General features: G+C 68.3%; 1 protein-coding gene. It reads right to left on the bottom strand.

Annotated elements, in window-relative coordinates:
- Positions 1 to 732: 2-oxo acid dehydrogenase subunit E2 (locus tag ABE438_RS20320; RefSeq protein ID WP_346504493.1), on the bottom strand; the 732-nt coding region annotated here is incomplete at both ends.

Raw genomic sequence — 732 nt, 5'->3', positions numbered from 1 at the left:
GTCACCGACATCACCGTGGCGATGGCGAGCTGGCCGCCCTTGACCACCGGGCGCTGCTCGCCGGCCCCGACCGCCAGGATCGTGGCGTGCGGCGGGTTCACGATCGCCGCGAAGTCCTTCACCCCGAACATGCCGAGATTGGAGACCGCCGTCGTGCCGCCCTGGTACTCCTCGGGCTTCAGCTTCTTGGCCTTGGCGCGCGCCGCGTAGTCCTTCATCTCGTTGGAGATCTGCGACAGCGTCTTGCCGCAGGCCCCGCGCACGATCGGCGTGATCAGCCCGCCGGGGATCGAGACCGCGACGCCGACATCCGCCTGCCTGTGCTTCAGCATGGCGCCTTCGGTCCAGGAGACGTTGGCGTCCGGCACCGCCTTCAGCGCCAGCGCCAGCGCCTTGATCACCATGTCGTTGACCGAGAGCTTGTAGGCCGGCTTGCCGTCCTTCTCCGGCGCGGCGGCGTTGAGCTCGGCCCGCAGCTTCAACAGCGCGTCGAGCTCGCAATCCACCGTGACGTAGAAATGCGGGATGGTCTGCTTGGCTTCCGAGAGGCGGCGCGCGATCGTCTTGCGCATGCCGTCATGCGGGATCTCCTCATAGGAGCCCTCGGCGAAGAGCTTCCTGACCTGCTCGTCCGACTGGCCGGTGGCGAGCGGCGCGGCGGCCGGCATCGGCGCAGAAGGTGCGCTTGTCTGGGAGACAGATGCGTTCGCGGTCTTGGCTCCACCACCGGCC

This window comes from Allobosea sp. TWI1241 (assembly GCF_039673065.1).
Taxonomy (GTDB): domain Bacteria; phylum Pseudomonadota; class Alphaproteobacteria; order Rhizobiales; family Beijerinckiaceae; genus Allobosea.
The sequence above is the reverse complement of the archived record's forward strand: the minus strand, read 5'-3'. Positions and strand labels throughout refer to the sequence as shown.